Origin of the sequence: Kitasatospora sp. NPDC087271, assembly GCF_044744605.1 — a bacterium.
In the GTDB taxonomy this organism is placed as follows: domain Bacteria; phylum Actinomycetota; class Actinomycetes; order Streptomycetales; family Streptomycetaceae; genus Kitasatospora.
Window position 1 is genome coordinate 1 of record NZ_JBIUYQ010000025.1, and the last position, 18,045, is coordinate 18,045.

23 protein-coding genes and 1 pseudogene are annotated in these 18,045 nt (G+C 74.7%); 15 read left to right on the forward strand and 9 right to left on the reverse strand.

The window, feature by feature from the left end:
* Both ACIO9K_RS30960 and ACIO9K_RS30965 read left to right on the forward strand, forming a co-directional pair.
* Window positions 1-903: cytochrome b N-terminal domain-containing protein (locus tag ACIO9K_RS30960; RefSeq protein ID WP_400334862.1), on the forward strand; the 903-nt coding region annotated here is incomplete at its 5' end.
* A 36-nt stretch (window positions 904-939) separates the two neighbouring features.
* Window positions 940-1,380: a PPOX class F420-dependent oxidoreductase gene (locus ACIO9K_RS30965; protein WP_363585638.1), complete on the forward strand. Its 441-nt coding sequence runs from the start codon at window positions 940-942 to the stop codon at window positions 1,378-1,380.
* A 102-nt stretch (window positions 1,381-1,482) separates the two neighbouring features.
* Here the strand turns inward: ACIO9K_RS30965 and ACIO9K_RS30970 are convergent, their stop codons facing one another.
* Together ACIO9K_RS30970 and ACIO9K_RS30975 are read right to left on the reverse strand one after the other, a co-directional pair.
* Window positions 1,483-1,686: a hypothetical protein gene (locus tag ACIO9K_RS30970; protein WP_363626229.1), complete on the reverse strand. Its 204-nt coding sequence runs from the start codon at window positions 1,684-1,686 to the stop codon at window positions 1,483-1,485.
* Window positions 1,683-1,952, reverse strand: a complete 270-nt coding sequence (locus ACIO9K_RS30975) for a DUF1876 domain-containing protein (RefSeq protein ID WP_063346968.1) — start codon at window positions 1,950-1,952, stop codon at window positions 1,683-1,685. The genes ACIO9K_RS30970 and ACIO9K_RS30975 overlap by 4 nt, the downstream gene beginning before the upstream one ends.
* 155 nt (window positions 1,953-2,107) lie before the next feature.
* Here ACIO9K_RS30975 and ACIO9K_RS30980 point away from each other — a divergent pair, with 155 nt between their 5' ends.
* The 9 genes and pseudogenes from ACIO9K_RS30980 (at window position 2,108) to ACIO9K_RS31020 (ending at window position 9,603) form a co-directional block, all read left to right on the forward strand.
* Window positions 2,108-2,950 carry a YndJ family protein gene (locus ACIO9K_RS30980; RefSeq protein WP_363626227.1) on the forward strand — a complete coding sequence of 281 codons (843 nt, stop codon included), beginning with the start codon at window positions 2,108-2,110 and terminating at the stop codon, window positions 2,948-2,950.
* Window positions 2,947-3,459 (forward strand): DUF1990 domain-containing protein, encoded by a 513-nt coding sequence (locus tag ACIO9K_RS30985; protein WP_363626225.1) that lies wholly within the window; start codon window positions 2,947-2,949, stop codon window positions 3,457-3,459. The genes ACIO9K_RS30980 and ACIO9K_RS30985 overlap by 4 nt, the downstream gene beginning before the upstream one ends.
* Window positions 3,460-3,544: 85 nt before the next feature.
* A complete protein-coding gene (locus tag ACIO9K_RS30990) occupies window positions 3,545-4,267 on the forward strand; it encodes a hypothetical protein (protein WP_400334865.1) in 723 nt (240 codons plus the stop codon).
* A 132-nt stretch (window positions 4,268-4,399) separates the two neighbouring features.
* Window positions 4,400-4,801, forward strand: a pseudogene (locus ACIO9K_RS30995) (thioredoxin family protein); the annotation flags it as partial.
* Window positions 4,802-4,947: 146 nt separating this feature from the next.
* Complete coding sequence (locus tag ACIO9K_RS31000) at window positions 4,948-5,673, forward strand: alpha/beta fold hydrolase (RefSeq protein WP_400334867.1); 726 nt, start codon at window positions 4,948-4,950, stop codon at window positions 5,671-5,673.
* Window positions 5,674-5,830: 157 nt separating this feature from the next.
* Window positions 5,831-6,061, forward strand: a complete 231-nt coding sequence (locus ACIO9K_RS31005) for a hypothetical protein (RefSeq protein WP_363626220.1) — start codon at window positions 5,831-5,833, stop codon at window positions 6,059-6,061.
* Window positions 6,058-7,500 (forward strand): dihydrolipoyl dehydrogenase family protein, encoded by a 1,443-nt coding sequence (locus ACIO9K_RS31010; RefSeq protein ID WP_400334869.1) that lies wholly within the window; start codon window positions 6,058-6,060, stop codon window positions 7,498-7,500. Before ACIO9K_RS31005 ends, ACIO9K_RS31010 begins: the two co-directional genes overlap by 4 nt.
* A gap of 173 nt (window positions 7,501-7,673) precedes the next feature.
* Entirely contained in the window at window positions 7,674-8,768 is a 1,095-nt protein-coding gene (locus ACIO9K_RS31015; RefSeq protein WP_400334871.1) for a WD40/YVTN/BNR-like repeat-containing protein, read from the forward strand.
* Window positions 8,769-8,859: 91 nt separating this feature from the next.
* Complete coding sequence (locus tag ACIO9K_RS31020; RefSeq protein ID WP_400334873.1) at window positions 8,860-9,603, forward strand: GNAT family N-acetyltransferase; 744 nt, start codon at window positions 8,860-8,862, stop codon at window positions 9,601-9,603.
* Window positions 9,604-9,664: 61 nt separating this feature from the next.
* Here ACIO9K_RS31020 and ACIO9K_RS31025 read toward each other — a convergent pair whose 3' ends face one another.
* Window positions 9,665-10,522, reverse strand: a complete 858-nt coding sequence (locus ACIO9K_RS31025) for a DMT family transporter (RefSeq protein ID WP_363626212.1) — start codon at window positions 10,520-10,522, stop codon at window positions 9,665-9,667.
* Between the two features lie 74 nt (window positions 10,523-10,596).
* Between ACIO9K_RS31025 and ACIO9K_RS31030 the strand changes: the two genes are divergently transcribed.
* Together ACIO9K_RS31030 and ACIO9K_RS31035 are read left to right on the forward strand one after the other, a co-directional pair.
* A complete protein-coding gene (locus tag ACIO9K_RS31030; RefSeq protein WP_363626210.1) occupies window positions 10,597-11,463 on the forward strand; it encodes a MurR/RpiR family transcriptional regulator in 867 nt (288 codons plus the stop codon).
* 66 nt (window positions 11,464-11,529) lie between these two features.
* Window positions 11,530-12,576: a LacI family DNA-binding transcriptional regulator gene (locus ACIO9K_RS31035; RefSeq protein ID WP_063346980.1), complete on the forward strand. Its 1,047-nt coding sequence runs from the start codon at window positions 11,530-11,532 to the stop codon at window positions 12,574-12,576.
* Between the two features lie 70 nt (window positions 12,577-12,646).
* Here ACIO9K_RS31035 and ACIO9K_RS31040 read toward each other — a convergent pair whose 3' ends face one another.
* Both ACIO9K_RS31040 and ACIO9K_RS31045 read right to left on the reverse strand, forming a co-directional pair.
* Window positions 12,647-13,159, reverse strand: a complete 513-nt coding sequence (locus ACIO9K_RS31040) for a GNAT family protein (RefSeq protein WP_363585651.1) — start codon at window positions 13,157-13,159, stop codon at window positions 12,647-12,649.
* A gap of 158 nt (window positions 13,160-13,317) precedes the next feature.
* Entirely contained in the window at window positions 13,318-13,770 is a 453-nt protein-coding gene (locus ACIO9K_RS31045) for a molybdopterin-dependent oxidoreductase (protein ID WP_063346982.1), read from the reverse strand.
* Window positions 13,771-14,179: 409 nt separating this feature from the next.
* On the opposite strand from ACIO9K_RS31045, the gene ACIO9K_RS31050 reads away from it, so the two are divergent.
* Complete coding sequence (locus tag ACIO9K_RS31050) at window positions 14,180-14,467, forward strand: hypothetical protein (protein ID WP_400334876.1); 288 nt, start codon at window positions 14,180-14,182, stop codon at window positions 14,465-14,467.
* A gap of 84 nt (window positions 14,468-14,551) precedes the next feature.
* Here the strand turns inward: ACIO9K_RS31050 and ACIO9K_RS31055 are convergent, their stop codons facing one another.
* Entirely contained in the window at window positions 14,552-15,019 is a 468-nt protein-coding gene (locus tag ACIO9K_RS31055; protein WP_063350998.1) for a MarR family winged helix-turn-helix transcriptional regulator, read from the reverse strand.
* A gap of 129 nt (window positions 15,020-15,148) precedes the next feature.
* Here ACIO9K_RS31055 and ACIO9K_RS31060 point away from each other — a divergent pair, with 129 nt between their 5' ends.
* Complete coding sequence (locus ACIO9K_RS31060; protein ID WP_400334878.1) at window positions 15,149-15,931, forward strand: dioxygenase; 783 nt, start codon at window positions 15,149-15,151, stop codon at window positions 15,929-15,931.
* A 22-nt stretch (window positions 15,932-15,953) separates the two neighbouring features.
* Here the strand turns inward: ACIO9K_RS31060 and ACIO9K_RS31065 are convergent, their stop codons facing one another.
* The 3 genes from ACIO9K_RS31065 to ACIO9K_RS31075 form a co-directional block, all read right to left on the reverse strand.
* Window positions 15,954-16,601 (reverse strand): NAD(P)H-binding protein, encoded by a 648-nt coding sequence (locus tag ACIO9K_RS31065; protein ID WP_363626204.1) that lies wholly within the window; start codon window positions 16,599-16,601, stop codon window positions 15,954-15,956.
* Window positions 16,602-16,834: 233 nt separating this feature from the next.
* Window positions 16,835-17,221: a VOC family protein gene (locus ACIO9K_RS31070; protein ID WP_400334880.1), complete on the reverse strand. Its 387-nt coding sequence runs from the start codon at window positions 17,219-17,221 to the stop codon at window positions 16,835-16,837.
* A 4-nt stretch (window positions 17,222-17,225) separates the two neighbouring features.
* Entirely contained in the window at window positions 17,226-17,840 is a 615-nt protein-coding gene (locus tag ACIO9K_RS31075; RefSeq protein WP_400334882.1) for a GNAT family N-acetyltransferase, read from the reverse strand.
* Between the last annotated feature and the right edge of the window lie 205 nt (window positions 17,841-18,045).

An 18,045-nucleotide genomic window follows, 5' to 3' on the forward strand; every position in this document is an offset into this window, starting at 1 on the left:
CAGTGGGCGGGCCCGGGCAAGACCGAGAAGAACGTCGTCGGCATGCCGCTGATGCCGGTCTACATGGCCAAGGCCGGTGGCTTCTTCTTCCTGGTATTCGGTCTGATCGCCGCCATCTCGGCGATCGCCACCATCAACCCGATCTGGGCGTACGGCCCCTACCGCCCCGACCAGGTATCCACCGACGCCCAGCCCGACTGGTACATGGGCTTCTCCGAAGGCCTGATCCGGGTGATGCCCGGCTGGGAGGTCGGGCTCTGGGGGCACACCCTCAACCTCGGCGTGCTGATCCCGTTCACGCTGTTCCCGGTGATCCTCGGCGCGATCGCGATCCACCCGTTCATCGAGAGCTGGGTGACCGACGGCAAGCGCGAACACCACCTGCTGGACCGGCCGCGCAACGCGCCCGTCCGCACCGCGCTCGGCGCCGCCTGGATCAGCCTCTACCTGGTGATGCTGGCCGGCGGCGGCAACGACCTCATCGCCACCCATCTGCACCTGTCGCTCGACACCATCACCTACGCGGTGCGGATCGGCTTCTTCGCCGTCCCGGTGGCCGTCTTCGTCATCACCAAGCGCTGGTGCCTCGGCCTCCAGCGCCGCGACCGCGACAAGGTGCTGCACGGACGCGAGACCGGCGTCGTCGAGCGCCTGCCGCACGGCGAGTTCACCGAGGTGCACGCCGGGCTCGCGCCCGCCGAACTGCACCGGCTCACGGCACACGGGCAGCCCCGCCCCCTCGAACTGCCGGCCCCCTTCGACGAGAATGGAGTCGCCCGGAGCGCGGGCGTGCTCACCCGCACCCGCGCCCGGCTGTCCCGCGGATTCCACGGCGAACACGCCCGGATCGCCAAGCCCACCGCCGAGGAGTACCGCGAGATCACCGAGGGCCACGGGCGCTGACCCACGACCCCGGTCCCCACGCCAGAGGGAGGACAGATGCACGACCGATCCGACCAGCTCGCCGACAACAGATACCTCCTGCTCACCACCTTCGGCGAGGACGGCACCCGCCAGGACTCGCAGATCTGGGTGGTGCCCGACGGCACGGCGCTCGGCGTCTGGACCCCGGCCCACTCCGGCGAGGCCGAACGGATCCGGCGCCACCCCCGGGTACTGGTCGGCCCGTGCGACTCCCACGGGCGCCCGACCGGGCGGCCGGTGCCGGCCCGCGCACGGCTCTGCGACCCGGACGACACCGCCCGCTACCGCACCTCGCTGATCAACAAGTACGGCCTGACGGCGCTGATCGCGCTGGCCCGCAGCCGGTTCCGGGTCGGGCTGGCCGGGACGGTCGGCATCCGGATCACGCTCAACGAGCTGGAGCAGCGGCTGGTCGGGCCCGAGTGGCAGCTGCCGACGACGTACTGCGTCAACTGACCCCGTCGGGCGGCCCGGTGGCGCCGGGGGCCGGGCACGGACGTGCCCGGCCCCCGGCGCCGTTCGCGTGGTGAAGCGTTCGCGTGTTGCCGGGGAGCGCTGTCAGGGCCCGTCGTCCGGCGCCTTCGCCAGGTCCCCGGGTTCGCACGCCTCCCGGCCCGTCGCCAGGTGCACGACCCTGACCGCCCGGTCGGGGCCGCCGGGCACGACCCGCTGTTCGTGCCCGCAGCGCGGGCAGATCAGCGGGATGCGCGGACGGTGCTCCCGGCCGCCGGCGTGGCCGCCGTCCGGGTGCGGGGCGCTCACGTCAACGGGTGGGTCGGGACCGGGCTGACCTCCTGGATCTCGCCGTGGGCCTTGGTGAGCAGCTGCGAGGCCAGGTCGTTGAGGGCTCTGGCCCCCGCGATCTCCTCGCCGACCCGAAGCTGTTCCGGGTCCGAGGGGTGGCGGCTGCTGTAGCCGTGGGCCCGTAGTTCCCTGCCGTCGCGCAGCCGCAGCATGGCCGCGGCGGTCGTGCGCGGGCCGTCCTCGCGGAACTCCATCTCGATGTGCCAACCGACCAGAGTCTGCATGGCGGATCACCTCCATCGGTTACTCCTCCAGAGTGCGCCGCACCCACCGTGAACACCAGGGCAGGCGGACCGGGGGCAAGTTGAACGCGTTCAACTCTGCGGCGTAGAGTCGTCGACGACCAAGATTTGAACGCGTTCAAGGAGGTGCTTCCGGCATGGGCAAGGGCACGACGGAGCTGGTGAACCTGCTGGTCCTGCTCGGTATGGGCGCCGTCGTCCCGCTCGGCCTCGCCCTGATCGGCGAACCCGGCCTCGCCCGCGTCCGCCGGCTCTGGCCGCTCGCCGCCGTCCCCGGCGCGCTCTCGCTCTGGCTCCCGCGCGGCGGCCTCGCCACCGGCAGCGCCGCCCTCTACGCGCTCGGCACCCTGGCCGTCGCCCTCCACGCGCCGCTGCGGCTGCGCCGGACCCGCTCGCTCGCGCCCGCCGAACTCGCCGTCCTCACCGCGCTCGCCGCCCCGGCGGTGGCCGGCACCGCCCTGGTCGCCGAGCGCTCCGGCTACCCGCTGTTCGGCTTCGAACCGCACGTCCTGGCGCTGACCGTCCCGCACTTCCACTACGCCGGCTTCACCGCCGCCCTCGTCGCCGGGCTGGTCTGCCGCAGCGCCCGGACGGGTTCCGGCGCCGCCCGCTGCGCCGCGCTCAGCGTGCCGGCCGGGACGCTGCTGGTGCTCGCCGGGTACTTCCTCGGCACCTGGGTCCAGTTCGCCGGGGCCTGCGTGCTCACCACCGGGATGTGGCTGGTCGGCCTGGTCACCTGGCGCGACCTGCGGCCGCGCGCCGCCGACCCGGTCACCGCCCGGCTGCTCACCGCCTCCTCGGCCGTCCTCGCCCTCACCATGCTGCTCGCCCTGTGGTGGGCCCTCGGACAGGCGTCCGGGCTCCCCCACCCCACCCTGGCCTGGATGGCCGCCACCCACGGCGTCGGCAACGCGCTCGGCTTCGCGCTCTGCTCGCTGCTCGCCTGGCGCCGGATCACCACCACGGAGGACCACCGATGACCGACCTCAGCTACCCGGAGCAGGGCGCCAGCGCCACCGGCCACCTGCCCGGCGGGTACCGCCACCTGCGCCACCGGGCGCTCGTCGGCCGGGGCCGCCCCGCCCTGGAGGTGGCCGGGGCCGCCCTGCTCGGCTGGCGGATGCACCGGCTGGCCGGCGTGCGGATCGACGCCGACGCGGACCGGGCCGCCCCCGGCGTCGCGGTGCACTGCGCGATCGGCGTCGGCCCGCTCCGGGCCGGCGCCCCCAACCGGGTGCTGGCCACCGTCGACGGCCCGGACCGGTACGGCTTCACCTACGGCACCCGGGCCGGCCATCTGGCCCGCGGCGAGGAGACGTTCCTGGTCGAGCTGGAGGCGGACGGGGCGGTCTGGTTCAGCGTGACCGCCTTCAGCCGCCCGGTCGCCTGGTACGCCCGGCTGGCGGGGCCGCTGCTGCCGCTCGCGCAGCGGGCCTTCGCCCGGCGCTGCGGCCGGGTCCTGGCCCGGATCGCGGCGGACGCGGGGTAATGCCTTGGCCCGCCGGGCGGGCCGTCCGGCATGATCACCCGGTGATGCGCACCCAGCCGGCCCCCGACGTCACCGCGGGGCAGCCGTGACCAGCTTCCTGACCCACCGGGCCCGGGTGCACGACGAGCGGCTGCCGGCGCGCCGGCGGTTCAACGCCCTGCGGACCTGCCTGACCTGCTTCGCGCCGTACGGCTTCCGGGCCACCTACCACCACCTCACGCTCAGCGCCCGGATGCCCCGGCTGCTGGAGGCCGACCCGGACTCGCTGGTGCGGGCCGTGGAGGAACTGCACGAGGCACGGGTCCTGTGGCTGGCCGGGGCGCAGGAGTACGCGGCGCGGCGCCGGGCGGAGAAGCGGGCCGGGCGGCGGCAACCGCCCGAGCCGGTGTGGTGGAACCGCCCCTGGTGGGGCGCACCGGACGCGGCCTGGCGGGCGGACCCCTTCCTCCACCCGCCGCTGCGGCTGCCCGACTACGTCCGGCGGCAGAACGCGCTGCTGGACGGCGCCGAACTGCCCGGCTGCCCGGCCTGCGGGGACGAGGAGCCGGTGCTGTCGCGCTCGACCGGCCACGGCCTGGCCGAACTCTGCCGGACCTGCGCCTGGGTGCGGCAGCCGTGCCCGTGCGGGCGGTGGCACAGCTTCGAGCCCGCCCTGCGGGTCGGCTGGAACGGCATCTGGCGACGGGAGCACCTGATCGGCGACGGCACGCCGAACCCGCGCTGGCCCGGCGTGCAGGGGCCGGCCCGGATCGAGCGGCTGGCGGCGTACGAGGTCTCCCACCCGTGGGGTTTCCGCTCCACGCCGTGAGCGGCGCCCGGGCGCTGAACCGGCGCGGGCAGCTGCCGGCAGAGGCGGCCACCGGCGCGCGGCTCCGGAATACCCCGTCGGGGCGCACGGTTGTCGCGAGCACGTGATCGGTAGCGCCGCCTCCGGAAGGGAAGGAATCGCGAGATGAGCAACACGGTCGAGCTGACCAAGGAGAACTTCGACGACATCGTCCCGGGTCCGGACGGCCAGGACTTCGTCTTCATCGACTTCTGGGCCGGGTGGTGCGGGCCGTGCCGCCAGTTCGCCCCGGTGTACGAGAAGGCGGCCGAGCGCCACACGGACCTCGTCTTCGCCAAGGTGGACACCGAGGCGCAGCAGGAGCTGGCCGCCGCGTTCGGGATCCAGTCGATCCCCACACTGGCGATCATCCGTGAGGGCGTGCTCGTCTTCTCGCAGGCCGGTGCGCTGCCGGAGTCGGTGTTCGAGGACCTGATCGGCCAGGCCAGGGACCTGGACATGGCCGAGGTGAAGCGCAAGGTGGCGCAGGAGCAGGCGGCCGGGGGCCAGGCCTGACGCGTCCGGGCGTCCGTTCGTCCGAGGGCCCGGGGAGTCGCGCTCCCCGGGCCCGGTCGCTCGGAAAACCGGGCGAAGTCCGGCCGGGGTCGGTCCTGGAGTCGTCCGCGACGGAGATCCCGCCCGACCGCGAGGAGCGACCCACCATGAGCACGTTCGTACTGGTCCCCGGTTTCTGGCTCGGCGCCTGGGCCTGGGACGAGGTCGCCGCGCCGCTGCGTGCCGCCGGGCACCCCGTGACCCTGCCCGGGCTGGCGGAGCGCGCGGGCGAGGCCGAGCCGATCGGGCTGGCGGAGCACATCGCCGCGCTGGCCGACCTGCTGGTCCGCGAGGACCTGTGGGAGGTGGTGCTGGTCGCGCACAGCGGTGCCTGCGCCCCGGCCGGCGGTATCGCGGACCGGATGCCGGAGCGGATCCGCCGGGTGGTCTACCTGGACAGCGGCCCGATGACCGACGGCGGTTCGCTGTACGACCTCTGGCAGCCCGACCACCGCACGGCGGCTGATGCCTCGGTGGTCGACGGCCGTCTCCCGATGCCCTCCTGGGCCGACCTCGCCGCCGACGGCGCCGACGTGGAGGGCCTGGACGAGGCCGCGCTCGCCCGGATCCGCGAGCGGGCCACCCCGCACCCGGCCGGGGCGTACCGGGACCGGCTGCGGCTGACGGGCGCCTCGGCGGCGCTGCCGCAGGCGCTGGTGACCTGTTCCTTCCCGCTCGCCCAGGTGCAGGCGATGATCACGGCCGGGCACCCGTGGTTCGCCGGGCTCGCCGGGCCGAACCGGGAGCTGCGCGAACTGCCCACCGGGCACTGGCCGATGTTCTCCCGCCCGGCCGACACGGCGGCGGTGCTGGCCGAGCTCGCGGCGCTCTGAACCGCCCTCGGCTCCCACCCGCCCTCGGCTCGGGCCCGTCGGCGGGTTCGACTGCGCGAAGCCCCGCCGGCGTCGCAGGATGGGCACGGCGCCGGGCACGCGGCCCGGCGCCCGTCCGGCCGGGAGCCGGATCCCACGGGAAGGCGGGCCCCTGCGGATGCACGCGGAGCGCGAGAAGTGGCCGCCGGAGGCCGTTCGGGTCAGGCTCGGGTACGAGACGAACGGCAGCCGCGGGCCGACCTCCCGGAAGGTCGCCCTCACCGGCGCCCTCACCGCCGCGCCGGCCGACGCCCGGCGCGCCCGGCTGCTCGACGTCCGCGACCACACGCCCGTCACCCTCGCCCTGCGGGCCGGGGTGGCCATCGACACCACGGAGGACCGGGTATGACCAGCAGCGCCGAGGAGTACGACGTCATCGTCCTGGGGGGCGGCCCGACCGGCGAGAACGTCGCCGACCGGACGGCCTCCGCCGGGCTGCGCACGGTGGTCGTGGAGGCCGAACTGGTCGGCGGCGAGTGCTCGTACTGGGCCTGCATGCCGAGCAAGGCGCTGCTGCGCCCGGTGGCCGCGCTGGCCGACGCCCGCGCGGTGGCCGGCTCCCGGGAGGCGGTCGGCGGCCGGCGGCTGGACCCGGCCGCGGTGCTGGCCCGGCGGGACTCCTTCACCTCGCACTGGAACGACGACGGCCAGGTGCAGTGGCTGCGGGACAACGGCATCGAGCTGGTGCGCGGCCACGGCCGGCTGGCGGGCGTACGGACCGTCACCGTGGAGGCCGAGGACGGCACCGAACGGGTGCTCACCGCCCGGCACGCCGTCGCCGTGTGCACCGGCAGCCGTCCGGTGCTGCCCACGGGCGTGCCGGGGCTGGCGGAGGCCCACCCGTGGACCAACCGGGAGGCGACCGCCGCTCCGGCCGTGCCCGGGCGGCTGGCGGTGGTCGGCGGCGGCGTGGTCGGGGTGGAGCTCGCGACCGCCTGGCAGGCGCTCGGCACCGAGGTGGTGCTGCTGGTGCGCGGCGACCACCTGCTGCCGCGGATGGAACCGTTCGCGGGCGAGCTGGTCGCGGAGGGCCTGCGCGAGGCCGGGGTGGACCTCCGGTTCGGGACGGAGGCCACCGCGCTGGAGCGGGCGGACGGCGCCGGGCCGGCGGTCCTGACGCTCGGTGGCGGCGAGCGGCTGACCGTGGACGAGGTGCTGTACGCGACCGGACGGGCCCCGCGCACCGCCGACGTCGGGCTGGAGCAGGTCGGGCTGAAGCCGGGCGGCTGGCTGGAGGTGGACGACAGCTGCACCGTGCTCGGCGTCGACGGCGAGTGGCTGTACGCCGCCGGGGACGTCAACCACCGGGCGCTGCTCACCCACCAGGGCAAGTACCAGGCCCGGATCACGGGCGCGGCGATCGTGGCCCGCGCCCAGGGGCGTGCGCTGGACACCTCCCGCTGGGGCGCGCACGCCGCGTCGGCCGACAGCGCGGGCGCGCCGCAGGTCGTGTTCACCCATCCGGAGGTCGCCGCCGTCGGGCTGACCCTGGCGGCGGCCGAGGGGGCCGGTCTGCGGGTCAAGGCCGTCGACCACGACTTCGGCGCCGTCGCCGGGGCCTCGCTGTACGGCGACCACTACCGCGGCCGGGCCCGGGTGGTCTTCGACCTGGACCGCGAGGTGCTGGTCGGCGCCTGCCTGGTCGGCCCCGGGGTCGCCGAACTGCTGCACTCGGCGACCGTCGCCGTGGTCGGCGAGGTGCCGATCGACCGGCTCTGGCACGCCGTGCCCTCCTACCCGACGATCAGCGAGGTGTGGCTGCGGCTGCTGGAGGGCTGCCGGGGGTGAGCCGGACGGACGGGTGAGCCGGACGGACGGGCCTTCCGGGTGAGCGGGCCTTCCGGGTGAGCGGGCCTTTCGGGTGATCGGGCGCGGCGAGATGTGGCCGCCGGTGGACGGCGGGACACTGGGCGCCGGGGGCCGTCCCGGGGGGCCGTACTCGTCACCAGGTGGTGTGGGGCATGACCGAAGTGCTGTTGGCCGTCGGAACCGAGAAGGGCCTCTTTCTCGGCCGCAGCCGCGACCGGCTGGACTGGGAGTTCAGCGGGCCGCACTTCCGGATGAACGCGGTCTACTCCGTCTCCATCGACCGCCGCGACGGCCGCACCCGGCTGCTGGTCGGCGCCGACAGCAGCCACTGGGGGCCTTCCGTCTGGCGCTCCGACGACCTCGGCGCCACCTGGTACGAGCCGCCGCAGCCGGCGATCCGCTTCCCCGAAGCCACCGGCGCCTCACTCACCCGGGTCTGGCAGCTCCAGCCGGCCGGCCCGGAGGCCCCCGGCGTCGTCTACGCGGGCACCGAGCCCGCAGCGCTGTTCCGCTCCGAGGACGGCGGCGAGACCTTCCGCCTGGTCGAGTCGCTCTGGAACCACCCGCACCGGACCGACTGGGGCGCCGGCTACGGCGGCCAGGGCCTGCACACCGTCGTCACCGACCCCCGCGACCCGCAGCGGCTGCTGGTCGCCGTCTCCACCGGCGGCGTCTACCGCAGCAAGGACGGCGGCGACAGCTGGGAGCCCGCCAACACCGGCCTGCGCGCCGAGTTCCTCCCGGAGGAGGGCCAGTACCCCGAGTTCGGCCAGTGCGTGCACAAGATCGCCCCCGACCCCGTCGACCCCGACCGGCTGTACCTGCAGAACCACGGCGGTGTCTACCGCAGCGACGACTGGGGCGCGAGCTGGCACTCCGTCGCCGACGGGCTGCCCGCCGCGTTCGGCTTCGCCGTCGCCGCCCACCCGCGCCGGGGCGACACCGCCTACCTGTTCCCGCTCGGCGGCGGGGACGACCGCATCCCGCCCGACCGCCGTTGCCGGGTCTTCCGCACCACCGACGGCGGCACCAGCTGGCAGCCGCTCGCCGACGGCCTGCCCGGCGAGGACCACTACGGCATCGTGCTGCGCGACGCGCTGCGCACCGACGACGCCGAACCGGCCGGGATCTACTTCGGCAACCGGACCGGCGACGTCTACGGCAGCCACGACGAGGGCGAGAGCTGGTCGTTGCTGACTTCCCACCTGCCGGACGTGCTCTGTGTCCGGGCCGCGGTGGTGGCCTGACAATTCAGTTGCCTCCGGGAGCGCTCTCGTCGACCATGACGGCGGACGAACGACCGTACGAATGGGGCTTGGTGTGACCGAGGCGGATTTGATGATCGGGCGTAACGGCGAGGGCGTACCGGTGGTGCGCTACCTCCCGGGCGAGCGGGAGGGTCGGCCCTGGGCCGACCTGCTGGAGGTGGTGGACGAGACCGGCGGCATCGACCCGGTGGAGTTCGTGCGCACCGAGATGGCCGGGTGGGTGGTCTCCGGGACGCCCGAGTTCGGCCTCGCCCTGCTGGAGCACGGCGCCACCGTGCTCCGGCACGCCCACGCCATGCGGCGCGACCTGGTCGCCGACCCGCCGCCCGCCGACTGGGCCGGGGCCCCGCTGCGCGGCGGCCTGCGGGCCGTGCCCTGCGACCGCGCACCCGAGGACCTGTTCGAGGCCTGGCGGGCCGCGTTCGCCCCGGGGCACCCGGACCACTTCGCGGGCGACGACCGGCAGGCGCTGGCGGAGCGGATCGCCCCGCTGCTCGCCGGCGAGGTCATCGGGCCGGTGCTGCCGTCCAGCCTGCTCGCCGTGGACGCGCAGGACCGGGTGGTGGCCGGGATCGTCCTCACCGACCGCGGCGGCCTGCCGTGGATCGCCGACGTCTTCCGGCACCCGGAGCTCGGCTACCGGGGCCTCGGCGCGGACCTGCTGCGCCGCGCCCTCGCCGACGCCACCGAACGCGGGCTCGTCGAGGTGCAGTTGGCCGTCACCGACGGCAACCCGGCCCGCCGGCTCTACGAGTCCCTGGGCTTCGAGCTGCTGAGCACCGCGCTGACCGTGATCGTGCCGGAGAAGGGCTGACGGCCACCGCGCCCTGTCCGGCCGGTCTCGGGGGATCGGCCCGCGATCGGCCGGACAGGGCCTACGGCCGGGCCAGCTCCAGGACGGCTATCCCGGCCAACACGGTGAGGCTGGCGCTCAGCCGCAGACGGCCGAGCCGCTCGCGGAACACCACGGTGGCGATCAGGGCGGCGATCACGATGCTCGTCTCGCGCAGCGCCGCGATCGTCGCCAAGTCCCCCCTGGACTGCGCCCACACCACCAGGCCGTAGGCCGTCAGCGAGAGCACGCCTCCCGCGATCCCCACCGGCACCACCTTGCCGACCCCGGTCAGCAGCGAACGGCCGCGCCGGGCCCAGGCGATCAGCGCGAGCGTCGGCCCCTGCAACAGGAACAGCCAGGCCACATAGCCGCCGACCGTCCCGGCGTGCCGGACGCCGCTGCCGTCCAGCACCGTGTAGACGGCGATCATCACGCCCGTCCCGGCGGCGGCCCCGAGCGCGGGCAGTTGCGCCCGCCCCGGGACGCCCTTGGCGAAGGCCAGCCCGATCAGGCCGCAGGAGATCACCACCACGCCCAGCAGCTCGCCCGCGCCCGGGTGCTGACCGAGCACGGTGGCCGACAGCAGGGCCACCAGCAACGGCGCCGAGCCGCGCGCGATCGGGTACATCTGCCCGAAGTCGCCCAGCTGGTAGGCGCGTAGCAGCAGGACCGTCGACGTCGTCTGGACGGCGACCGAGGCCAGCAGGTACGGCCAGGACGAGGCCGCCGGCAGCGGGTTGAGCAGCACCAGGACGAGCGCGCACGCGGTGTAGGTCAGGTTGATCAGCGCGAAGCCGACCAGCTTGTCCGCGATCCGGTGGGCCAGGCCGTTCCAGACGGCGTGCAGCACGGCCGCGGCGAGCACGGCCACCGGCACGGCCGGCACGATCTCGGGCATGGCGAAGCTCCCCTCCGACGGCCTTCCGGCGACCCGGCACGGCCTGGAACCGAATTCCACGCTACCCTAGCGCCATGGAAGGACATTCCGACATGACGCCCCTGGAGTCCCAGCTCGCCGCGCGGATCCGGGCCCGGCTCGGCGACCTGCGCGGCGCCGAGGCGCGGGTGGCCGAGGTGGTGCTCGACCGGGGCGCCGGCCTGGTGCACCTGAGCGTCAGCGACGTCGCCGCGCTGGCCGGCACCGCCCCCTCCTCCGTGGTCCGGGCCTGCCAGCGGCTCGGCTTCCGCGGCTACCAGGAGCTGAAGATCGCCGCCGCCCGGCACTCCCCCGCCACGGCCCCGGCCCCCGCCGACGACACGCGCGACCCGGCCGCCCGGGCCCTCGCCGACACCCTGCGGGCCGCCCGCGCGGCCCTGGACGGGATCACCGCCACGCTCAGCGCCGACGACCTGCGGGCGGCCGCCGAGGTGCTGGCCGGCGCCGGCCAGGTGGTACTGGTCGGCTCCGGACTGTCCGGCGCGGTGGTGCTCGACCTCGCCTACCGGCTGCGCGCGCTCGGCCTGCGCGTCGACGCCCCCGCCGACCCGCTCACCGCCCAGCTGGCCGCCGCCCAGCTCCCGCCCGGCGGCGTCTGCTTCGCGGTCAGCCACGGCGGCGCCACCCCGCTGGTGATCGACGCCGCGCGCCGGGCCAGGGCGGCCGGGGCGGCCGTGGTCGCGCTCACCAGCTACGCCCGCTCACCGCTCACCGAGACGGCCACCCACACCCTGGTCGCGGGCGGGCAGGACCTGGTCTTCGGCCTGGAGACCACGGCCAGCCGGCTCGCCCACCTGGCCGCCGTCGACGCGCTGGCCCAGACCCTGCTGGCGCTGCGCGGGCGACCCGCCGAACAGGCCCTCGGCCTCTCGGCGGACATCACCGCGGACCACACGTACTGACCGCGGCGGGCGTCCGGCGGCGACGGCAGCCCGGAGCCGTCGGAGGCGCTGTGTAGGCTCGCGGGCATGGCGAGGGTGACACGGGACGATGTGGCGCGGGTGGCGGGGACGTCCACGGCGGTCGTGAGTTATGTGATCAACGACGGGCCGCGGCCGGTGGCGCCCGCGACCCGGGCGCGGGTGCTCGCGGCGGTCGAGGAGCTCGGCTACCGCCCCAACCGGGTCGCCCAGGCGATGGCACGGCGGCGGACCAACCTGCTCGGCATGGTCGTGCCGGACGCCCGCCAGCCGTTCTTCGCCGGGCTCGCGCACGCCGTCGAGCAGGCCGCCGCCGACCACGGCCGGCTCCTGCTGATCGGCAACTCCGACTACGTGGACGAGCGCGAGGCGCACTACATCCGCGCGTTCCTCGGCATGCAGGTCGACGGGCTGATCCTGGTCACCCAGGACCCGGCCACCCCCGGGCTCACCGGCTTCGACGTGGGCGACGGCACCTCGGTCGTGCTGCTGCACCACCGGGCGGAGACCGCCGACGGCGTCGCGGTGGTGGCGGACGACGAGGGCGGCGCCCGCGAGGTGGTCCGGCACCTGCTCGGGCACGGCCACGCCGAGGTGCACTGCTTCGGCGGCACCCTCGCGCTCAGCCCGCACGACCCGGTCACCGGGCGGACGGCCGGCTGGGCCGCCGCGCTGGCCGAGGCCGGGCTGGCGACCGAGGGGCGGCTGGTGCCGGCGCCGTTCGACCGCGTCCGGGCGCACGCCGAGGCGCTCGCCCTGCTGGCCCGGCCCGACCGGCCGTCCGCCGTGTTCTGCACGACCGACGACCAGGCGATCGGCCTGCTGCGGGCCGCCGACGACCTGGGCATCCGGGTGCCGGAGCAGCTCGCGGTGGCCGGTTTCGACGACATCGCCGAGGCGGTGATCGCCGGCCCGGCGCTGACCACCGTCGCGACCGCGCAGGACGAGATGGCCCGCGCCGCGGTGGACCTGGTCCTCGGCGGGGCCGAGCGGCGCTCCACCGGCGCGCGGACCTTCCCGGCCCGGCTGGTGCTGCGACGCACCTGCGGGTGCCCGGCGCCGGAGCGGGCGACCGCGGGCGCAGCCGCGATCTGACTCCGCGTCACGCGCGCTCCGGTTCGGTCGAGCCGCTGCCGGGCCGCCCACCACCGCGCGGGCGCACCGGTCAGCGGAGTTCGTCCGCGAGGAGGTCCATCAGCAGGTTGTCGTGCCAGGTGCCGTCCGGGCCGCGCTCGTACTGGCGCATGGTGCCGACGGAGCGGAAGCCGACCTTCGCGTAGCAGCGGATCGCGGCCGTGTTGTCGGCCGCCGGGTCGATGATCAGCCGGTGGTAGTGGTGGTGGTCGACGAGGTGGCGGGCCAGCGTGCGGACGGCGTCGGTGCCGAGGCCGACGCCGTGGACCTCCGGGTCGAGGTAGATGTCGATGCCGGCGTGCCGGTACTCGTCGTCGTTGTTGGCGTACCACTGGATGGCGCCGACGATCTTCCCGCCCACCTCGACGGCGAGGGTCTCGGTGTCGGGCTCCTCCAGGTCGCTGGCGACGGCGTCGGCGAGGTCGTCACCGCCCCGCCAGCGGGCGAACACCTCGGGCGTGCCGCGGATGGCCGCGAGCGCCGGGATGTCGTCGGTGTCGGCGGTGCGGAGGGTCACCAGGGTGCCGTGCAGAATCGTCCCCATATGGGGCATGTTGGCACGGAAACAGGCATCCGGCGAGCTGTTTTCCGGCATTCCCCGCGATCGCCCGCACCCCCTCCGAGCAGCGACGATGCTCCACCGCGGAGCACTCGGCGGCAGCGGGCCCCGGGGCGGGGACAAGGCCCGCCCGCGGCCGGGGCTCAGGCCGCCGGTTCACCCAGCGGGCCGAGCCACACGGCCGTGACCCCGCTGACGTAGCGGGCGCCGCAGTGGTCGTCGGGGACGACGAGCTGCGGGCCGGCGGCGTCCAGCGGGGCGCCGTCCATGCTGGTGGCCAGCAGGATCCGCTGGCCGCCGAAGTCGGGGTCGATCTCGGCCCAGGAGACGACGGCCCGGTGGCCGTCCGCGCCGCTGACCGACAGCAGGAAGCGCAGCCGCTGCTTGCGGCCGGAGAAGTCGATCCGGGGCCGGGCCGCGCACAGCACGTCCCAGAGCGCGGGCCCCTCGTAGTCGTGCCGCTGCTCGCCCTCGGCCAGGCAGTCGAAGCTGACCTCGACGCGGTGCGCGGGGAGGGCGCGCAGTTGGTCGACCGACAGCTCGGCGGGCCGGTCGAAGTGGCCGTGCAACCGGACGGTGGGGCTCGACGGGGTCATGGTGCTCCCTCCTCCCGGGCCGCGCCGCCGCGACCCGGGAGGGGGTTACCCGAGGGAGGGCCCGGGCATTCGCAGCTGCGGCACCGAAAGGATGATTTCAGCGGTATCTGCGATGCATGGAGCTGCTTTCCGCCAGCAGCTGCGAGGTCATGGGCGGGCATGCCCTCGACGTGCCCCGCACCGGCGGAGGCCGATCGAAGCCGGCGGAAACCGATGGAAGCAGCACCGCAATCGGGCGGACGACTGGTTCCGCACACCCGCCGAGGGGCCCGCGCCGGATGATCCGACAAGAAGAATCACTGCCGCATGACTTGCATTTACGATGCCCATGAGCACCTGGGCCTTGCACTTACGATGCACGGCCGGGCGCGGCGCACACGAGCGAGAGCGAGAGCGAGATGAGCGAGAGATGATCGTCGGCGACCTGCTGCACCTCGACGACCTGGACATCCGCCTGGCCTGGGGCACCCCGGACCTGCTCGACCGCCCGGTCACCGGGCTCAGCTCCACCGACCTCCAGGACCCGGCCCGCTACCTCCAGCCCGGCGCACTCGCCCTCACCGGCCTGGCCTGGTGGCAGCCCGCCGACGCCTCCGGCGCGCTGCGCTTCGCCACCGCCCTGCTCTGCGCCCCGCAGCCGGCCCGGGCCCGGGCCCGGGCCCGGGCTCAGGCTCCGGCTCCGGCTCCGGCTCGGTAGATCGCCGAACGGGAGCGGCAGTTGCTGTTGCGGGGAGCGGCGCGGGGGGACTGACCGAGGGGCTCGGGGCCGGGATTCAGGGCTTCAGGGTGTGTCGTCGAGGCGCAGCCGGGCACTGACCTCGCCGAGGCTTTCGGCGAGCACGGCCAACTGCTCGCGGGTGAGCACGTCGATCAGCAGCTCGCGGACCAGGGCGACGTGCCCGGGTGCGGCCTGCCGCAGCGACTCCCGCCCCTGGTCGGTGAGTTCGGCGATGACGCCGCGCACGTCGCTGGGACAGGAGCGGCGGGCGACCAGGCCCATCCGCTCCAGCTGGGTGACCTGGTAGGTGAGGCCGCTCTTGGAGGTGACCAGCTTGTCGGCGAGCTCGGTCATCCGCAGCGCGTGGGCCGGGGCGGCGGACAGGTGCACCAGGATCTCGTACTGCTGGTGCGAGAGGCCGGAGTCCTCCTTGAGCTGGCGCTCCAGTCGGCGGTTGAGCAGGTTGCTCGCGACGACGAAGCCCCGCCAGGCAGCCATCTCGTCCTGGTCCAGCCAGCGGGGTTCGTTCAGTGTGGACATGTGGTGAAGCCTACTCCTGTTGTTCAAATTCGAACGAAGGTGTACGGTCGGCGAGTAGAGGTTCAAATTTGAACTACTCTTCTGAGCCACCCGTTCCGTTCGACCCAGGAGGAGGACGCCATGAGCACCGCGGCCCCCGAGCGTATGCCCGCCCTGTACCTCTCGCACGGCGCGCCGCCGCTCGCCGACGACCCGGTCTGGCCCGGCGAACTGGCCGCCTGGTCCGCCGACCTGCCCCGCCCCAAGGCCGTCCTGATGGTCTCCGCCCACTGGGAGGAGGCACCGCTCGCCCTCGGCGCCGTCACCACCGTGCCGCTGGTGTACGACTTCTGGGGCTTCCCCGAGCACTACTACCAGGTCCAGTACGCCGCTCCCGGCGCACCGGCGCTCGCCGACCGCGTCCGCAAGCTGCTGCGCGCCCCCGGCACGCCCGTCCAGGACATCCCCGACCGCGGCCTCGACCACGGCGCGTACGTCCCGCTGGTGGAGATGTTCCCGGAGGCCGACGTCCCCGTCCTCCAGATCTCCATGCCCACGCTCGACCCGCAGCGACTGCTGGAGATCGGCCGCCGGCTCGCCCCGCTGCGCGACGAGGGCGTGCTGATCGTCGGCAGCGGCTTCTTCACCCACAACCTGCGGGCGCTCAGCAACGACGGCCGGATCAGCTCGGTGATGGCCGAGTTCGACGACTGGGGCCGGCGCGCCCTGGACGCCCACGACCTGGACGCGCTGCTCGACTTCGAGCGCAAGGCCCCCGCCGGGCGGCTCGCCCACCCGCGCACCGAGCACTTCGCCCCGCTCTTCGTCACCCTCGGCGCCGGCGAGGCCGACCTCGGCAGCCAGCGCAGCGTCATCGACGGGTTCTGGATGGGGCTCGCCAAGCGGTCGATCCAGCTGGGCTGACCGGGCTCGCCGTAACCGAGAGTCACAGCGCGCAGCAGGTGAAGCGCTCGCCGATGTGCTCGGGCTGCTCGGCCTCGTCGACCAGGGCGACCGCGTAGTCCGGCACCGAGATCCGGCTGCGCCCGGCAGCATCCGTGAGCAGCTGCTCCAGGCCCGTCCGGTAGCGGCCGGTCCGCTCCCCCGGGCCGATCTCGGCGGCCGGGCTGAGCACCGTCCAGCGGACGTCGGAGACCGCCCGGTAGTAGTCCAGCGCCGCGCCGTGCGCGTGCATGATCTCCAGCACCGGCTCCGGCAGTCCCGGCGCGTCCCAGACCCGCACCCCTGGCGCGGTCTCCAGGCTGCCCGCGCCACCGACCGCGATCAGCCGGGGTGCGGCGTCGCCGAGCGAGCGCAGGCCCTCCACCAGCGACCGGGCGGCCGGCTCGATCAGCGCCAGGTGGCCCGGGCCGTCGCCGCCGCCGACCGCGCTCACCAGGACGTCCTGGCCGGCCGCCACCCGGGCCACCTGGGCCCGATCCAGGACGTCCGCGCGTTCGACGAAGGCCGCCTCACCCCGGTAGCGGTCCGGGTCGCGGACCACCGCGGTGACTTCGTGCCCGCGCGCGGCCGCCTCCGCGACGACGGCGCTGCCGATGGTGCCGTTGGCGCCGATCACGGCGATCCTGGCCATGGGGTACCTGCCTGTCTCTCGGGTGGCGGGGTCGGGGAAAATCGCCGCGACGTGGCATCAGCCAGGTTCGATTATCGGACGGTTCTACTGCGACGGCCCGAGACATCGGCCTGTCGTGTGACGGGTGCACCTGGCGGGGCGAACCGAACGGCCACCGGGTCCTCGTGGACTCGGCGGCCGGTCGTTCAGGCGTTGGCCCAGGCGTTGGCCCAAACGTTGGCTCAGGCGTTGGCTCAGGCGTTGCTGGTGGCGATGCGCTCGGCCTGGCTGCGCTCGACGCACAGCTCGTTGCCCTCGGGGTCGCCCAGGGTGACCCAGCCGTTGCCGTCCGGGGTGCGGTGGTCGCCGAGCACCGTCGCGCCCAGCGCGACCAGGCGCTCCACCTCTTCGTCCCGGCTGCGGTCCTGCGGCTGGAGGTCGAGGTGGACCCGGTTCTTCACCGACTTGCCGTCGGGCACCCGGATGAACAGCAGCGAGGCACCGGCGGACTGCACCACCGCCTCCTCGTCGCCCGGGTTGTCGTCCTCGGCCAGGGTGCCGTCCAGCGCCTGGGCCCAGAACTGCGCGAGGCCGTACGGGTCGGCGCAGTCGATCGTCACGTGTCGTACCAGAGATCCCATCCGACTACTCTGACCTGCCGTGTTCGGTTCCGTCCAGCCTTTTCCTGGAGTGCCGGTGACCGTCCGACGGGAACTCCGGCGGCAAGGCCGTCAGCACCTCCTGGAAGACGTAGCCGCTCTTCTCCGCGACCCGGCAGGAGGCCGGGTTGTCCACCTGGTGCAGCAGGTCGATCCGGACCAGGCCGTCGTCGGCGAGCACGTCGAAGGCCCAGGCGGTGAGCGCCACCACCGCGCGCGGGGCTACCCCCCGGCCGCGGGCGGCGGCCGCCGTCCAGTAGCCCACCTCGGCCGCCTCCCCGCCCGGGGTGCCCCGCTTGAGCGCGACGTTGCCGAGCAGTTCGCCCGTGCCGGGCTCCAGCACCGCGAAGCTGTACCGGCGGCCCTCCGCCCGGCCCCGGTACTGCAGCCCGAGCCAGTGCGCGGCCTCCTCGGCGTTCCCCACCGGGACGCGGGTGAAGCGGCGCAGCGTCTCGTCCCGGTACGCCGCTATCAGGGCCGGTGCGTCCGCGTCCTCGAAGGGGCGCAGCAGCAGGCCCTCGGCCCGCGGGTGCGCGGTGGCGGGGGTGGTCACCGCAGTCCCCCGGCCTCGTGGAGGGTGCCCGGCTCGTCGGTCGCTCATGGTGCTTCTCCCCGTGGGTGTGTGGCCGTTCGCTGCGATCTTCCCAGCAGGAGGCCGGCCAGCCCACCACATCGGCCACCCGTCTGTTCGCGACGGGCTCAGCAGACGGAATCCGCCCCTTCCGCCCGACTTTCGCTCTCCTTCCGCCCGACTTTCACTCTCCTTCCGCCCTTCCGCAGGTGACACCCCCGATCGGGGGTGTCCG